A 4,057-nucleotide genomic window follows, 5' to 3' on the forward strand; every position below is an offset into this window, starting at 1 on the left:
AGTCGGGCTGGGTAGAGCGTGCCGATATTAATCAGCAACGCATCGGCAATCGCCGCAAAGTCAGCAACCTCTTCTTCGGCCACAATCATCGCCGGTGAAGCGCCAATGGCCAGCAGGGTATTGGCAGTAAAGCATTGCACGACCTCATTGGTCAGCACATGCACTAGGGGGGTATTAGCGCGTAAGCGTTCTAGCTCATCGGCAACTAAATGAAATGGCAATTCAGGTATAGACAGATTGACTTGCGACATCGCGATTTCCTTGTATAGCGCAGGAAGTCGCCCAATCGCAGCAGACATCCCTACGCCAGTATGATCTGGATCAGGTACAACGGGTTTCTCTCAGCCGGTCTACGAGCTGTTGATGCTTGGTTTCTCCTGTTAGCAAGCCACACATCAACAGACCCTAACGGCACCCCGAGTCTGTGGCTATTGTACCGTCTCAGCGCAGGCACTGTGCGGCACTAGATCAAACTTTTTAGCTAGGATCGTTGAATTGGATTCGTCGCGAAAATCGCGTAAGCAGCGACGAAAAAGCAAACGTCAACAGACGCAAAGCAAGTCCGCCTGAAGTGTGTGGCTGCCAACCTAAGTCTGCAATCCGCGCTGAGTCCGACCTTCGCTCAAAATTCCCGCAAGATCTGCGCTAAGCGTGCAATTCCAATTTGAATTTGTTCGGGATTGGCATGACTAAAGTTGAGTCGAATCGCCCCATCATCTTGATTTGACGCCATAAACGCCACGCCGGGCATAATCGCCAATTTTTGCGCTAAAGCGGCGCGCATCAGCGCTAAAGTGTCATTGACCGTATTGAGTTTGACCCAAAAAAACAAACCACCACTCGGTAAGGACCACGTGGCATAAGGGCTTAAATGCGCGGCCAACGCATCGGCCATCGCATCACGGCGTTGTCGATACAGTGGCAATACGGCAGCTAAATGCGGATCGAGCTGATTACCCGCCAATATTTGCGTGACAATCAGTTGACTTAAACGGTTGCTATGCAAATCAGCCGCTTGCTTTAAGCGCACCAAATGCGGCATCAAATCAGGATGCGCAATCAAATAGCCCAAGCGTAAACCCGGCGCCAAGGTTTTGCTGAACGAGCCTTGATACACCCAAGGCGCCGATTTCAAATGGCTCACCAATGGCGCAGGCGCGGGGGTATCGTATGCTAGCTCCCGATACGGATCGTCTTCAAACAAACACGTACCATGAGTATCGAGTAGTGCCGCCACCGCTTGCCGCTCCGCTTGGCTGTAGCAATAGCCCGATGGATTTTGAAACGTCGGCGTTAAATACGCCATCGCCACCTGCGGCAATTGATCGGCCAACGCAGCTAAATCAACGCCATTGGCAATCGGCAAAGTGCGTAAATCAGCCCCCAATAAACGGAACGACTGCAAAGCGGCTAAATACGCCGGCTCCTCGACCAAGACCGGCGTGCCTTCGTCGATCATTAATTTGCTAACAAGATCAATCCCTTGCTGCGAGCCATTCAGAATCAATACTTGCTCGGCACTACAGTTAAAACCGATAGCTTGCATTCGCTGAGCGATCAACTCGCGCAACTGCGGCTCGCCTTCGCTCGGGCCATATTGCAGCGCACTTTTCACCACGTCGGCAGGCATTGCGGCTAAATCCAGCGACAATAAAGCCTCACTGGCAGGCAAGCCACCGGCAAATGAAATCACCCCAGGTTGTTGCGCGACCGCTAAAATATCGCGAACCAATGACGAAGTTAAACGTTCAATTCTTCGAGCTAGCATAAGATACGCCATATAGGTCAATAAAGTAGACCTAAATCATGCCCATCAAGGAAAATTAAGTCAATATGATTGACCAAAAAATTGAAGCCGATATCGAACTCTTGTTTTATGGCTACCGTGCTTTTACCGCGCAAGCGGATGCTTTGCTGGCCGAACGGCAATGGGGGCGCGTGCATCATCGAGTGTTGTATTTTGTCGCCAGAAATCCTGGCGTTGCTATTCACCAACTTTTAAGTAAACTAGGCGTAAGCAAACAAGCACTACACGGCCCACTCAAAGCCTTGCAAGCGGCCCAATTGATTGCCAGCCAAAACGGCGAGTATGATAAACGGGTAAAAAACCTATATTTGACGCCACTTGGTGTGCAATTAGAGCATGAGCTCACTAGCCCGCAACGCGACCTACTGCTACGTATTGAATCAGAGCTGGGGCCCGAGGTGACAACGGCATGGCGGCAAATGATGGCGACGCTCAGCCAACAAATCACATCAAAATCTTAAAATAAGCTTTTGTTGATTAGGCTCACACTCCCCTTGCGTTCTAGCCGCTAAGATGAATTTAATCGTCTTAGGGAGCCATTCTCATGCCCAATTTAGCTACAACATTTTTAGATCTACCTCTGAACAACCCACTGATGAATGCCTCAGGGGTTTGGTGCAGCGTGGGTTCACAGCTCGAAGCACTGCAAGAATCCGAAGCGGGTGCCATGGTCACCAAAAGCTGTACCTTACAGCCGCGCGATGGCAATCCCGAGCCGCGTTACCGCGTCCTCAATGGGGATAAGCCGTGGGGCAGTATCAATTCAATGGGTTTGCCCAACGAAGGTTTTGCTTATTATTTGCGTTACACCGAGCGCCATGATTATGAGAGCAAGCCTTTATTTATTTCGATTTCTGGCCTCACACTCGATGACAATTTAGCGATGATCGACGGCTTAAAAGACGCCGTCACACCGGCGATCTTAGAAATCAATTTGTCTTGCCCGAATGTACCGGGTAAAGCGCAGCTGGGTTATGATTTTGACGCCATGGATACTTTATTGGCCGAAGTGACCTCTGGCTACGGACAGCGCTCTTTAGGTGTTAAATTGCCGCCGTATTTTGATATTGCGCATTTTGACGAAGCGGCAGCGATTTTAAATCGCTACCCAAGCGTCGCTTTCGTGACTTGTATTAATTCAATTGGTAATGCGCTGGCGATTGATATTGACAGTGAGTCAGTCATCATCAAACCGAAAGATGGCTTTGGTGGTTTGGGTGGCGATTACGTTCTACCTACCGCACTGGCCAATGTGAATGCCTTTTACCGCCGCTGCCCAGAAAAAGCCATCATCGGTTGCGGTGGCGTGAAATCAGGGCAAGAAGCCTTTTTGCACATTCTAGCGGGTGCGACTTTAGTGCAAATGGGCACGGCGCTGTACGAAGAAGGCCCGGGGATTTTTGCCCGAGTAAAAGCCGAGCTTAGCGAAATCATGGAAAAGAAAGGCTATTCAAGCTTGGCACAGTTTCATGGCAAGCTCAAAACCTTGTAATTAATCGTTATCTTCTCGCAACCGTTCTGCATTTTCAGTGGTGCGTTTATGCACTGGATGCAGAATGGCGTGTGCCATATCGGCGCTGGCCTGCGTAAATGGCTCTGGGTTTAACAATTGGTTTGAATACTGTTGCTGCGCCGCCAACGCCGCCTGCGGTGAAGCCATACTGGCCGCCAACATCGCGATGGCGGCTTGATTTTGCTGCAAAGCCCTTGACCATAAAGCTTGCTGCATTACACCAATCTGCTGCCATGCTGCCAAAGACGACTCACCCACCGCTTCGAGTTTTTCCATTCCCATTTGCGTTATTTCAGCTTGCTCGTCCACGCTCGGGTTAACCCCCGCTTGCGCGAGCATTTGCGTGCGCTGTGAAAATACAAAGGCAGAATCTAGCCACATTTCTTGGGTTTTTTGCGCCAACTCGTGCCATGTAGCAAAAGGGTCTTGCGTTAATTGGGACATATCGTTTCTTATCAAAGAACAGCATTAATACTCAACCGGCACAGGATCTAAGCTGCGCCACAGATACCACGTTGCCACACTACACCACGGCTGCCACGCGGCGGCAAGCTCAATCAACGCCGCACGCGGCAAACGCTCACCTGCGTGGTAATGCAGTGCAATGGCTTTAATCAAACCGATATCGGCCAGCGGCAAAACATTAGGGCGCAATAAATAAAACAATAAAAACATTTCGGCCGACCAGCGCCCTATCCCGCGAATGGCGATCAATGCTTGAATAATCGCTTCATCCT

Annotated in this window: 6 protein-coding genes and 1 riboswitch; of the genes, 2 read left to right on the top strand and 4 right to left on the bottom strand. The window is 50.3% G+C overall.

Features of this window, described 5'->3' with window-relative positions:
- The coding region (locus Q0V82_RS16455) for a hydroxyethylthiazole kinase (RefSeq protein ID WP_297577546.1) at positions 1 to 251 on the bottom strand (251 nt) is incomplete at its 3' end.
- Positions 252 to 281: 30 nt separating this feature from the next.
- Positions 282 to 429, bottom strand: a riboswitch (TPP riboswitch).
- A 193-nt stretch (positions 430 to 622) separates the two neighbouring features.
- On the bottom strand, positions 623 to 1,768 hold the full coding sequence (locus Q0V82_RS16460; protein ID WP_297577549.1) for a PLP-dependent aminotransferase family protein: 1,146 nt from the start codon (positions 1,766 to 1,768) through the stop codon (positions 623 to 625).
- A 65-nt stretch (positions 1,769 to 1,833) separates the two neighbouring features.
- On the opposite strand from Q0V82_RS16460, the gene Q0V82_RS16465 reads away from it, so the two are divergent.
- Together Q0V82_RS16465 and Q0V82_RS16470 are read left to right on the top strand one after the other, a co-directional pair.
- Entirely contained in the window at positions 1,834 to 2,268 is a 435-nt protein-coding gene (locus Q0V82_RS16465) for a MarR family winged helix-turn-helix transcriptional regulator (RefSeq protein ID WP_297577552.1), read from the top strand.
- A gap of 83 nt (positions 2,269 to 2,351) precedes the next feature.
- Positions 2,352 to 3,299 (top strand): dihydroorotate oxidase, encoded by a 948-nt coding sequence (locus Q0V82_RS16470; protein WP_297577554.1) that lies wholly within the window; start codon positions 2,352 to 2,354, stop codon positions 3,297 to 3,299.
- Here Q0V82_RS16470 and Q0V82_RS16475 read toward each other — a convergent pair whose 3' ends face one another.
- Together Q0V82_RS16475 and Q0V82_RS16480 are read right to left on the bottom strand one after the other, a co-directional pair.
- Complete coding sequence (locus Q0V82_RS16475; RefSeq protein ID WP_297577556.1) at positions 3,300 to 3,764, bottom strand: polyhydroxyalkanoate granule-associated phasin; 465 nt, start codon at positions 3,762 to 3,764, stop codon at positions 3,300 to 3,302.
- A gap of 24 nt (positions 3,765 to 3,788) precedes the next feature.
- Positions 3,789 to 4,057, bottom strand: a 269-nt coding sequence (locus Q0V82_RS16480; protein ID WP_374758563.1) for a DNA-3-methyladenine glycosylase, incomplete at its 5' end; no start/stop codon positions are given.

It is taken from the genome of uncultured Deefgea sp. (assembly GCF_947072475.1).
Lineage (GTDB): Bacteria > Pseudomonadota > Gammaproteobacteria > Burkholderiales > Chitinibacteraceae > Deefgea.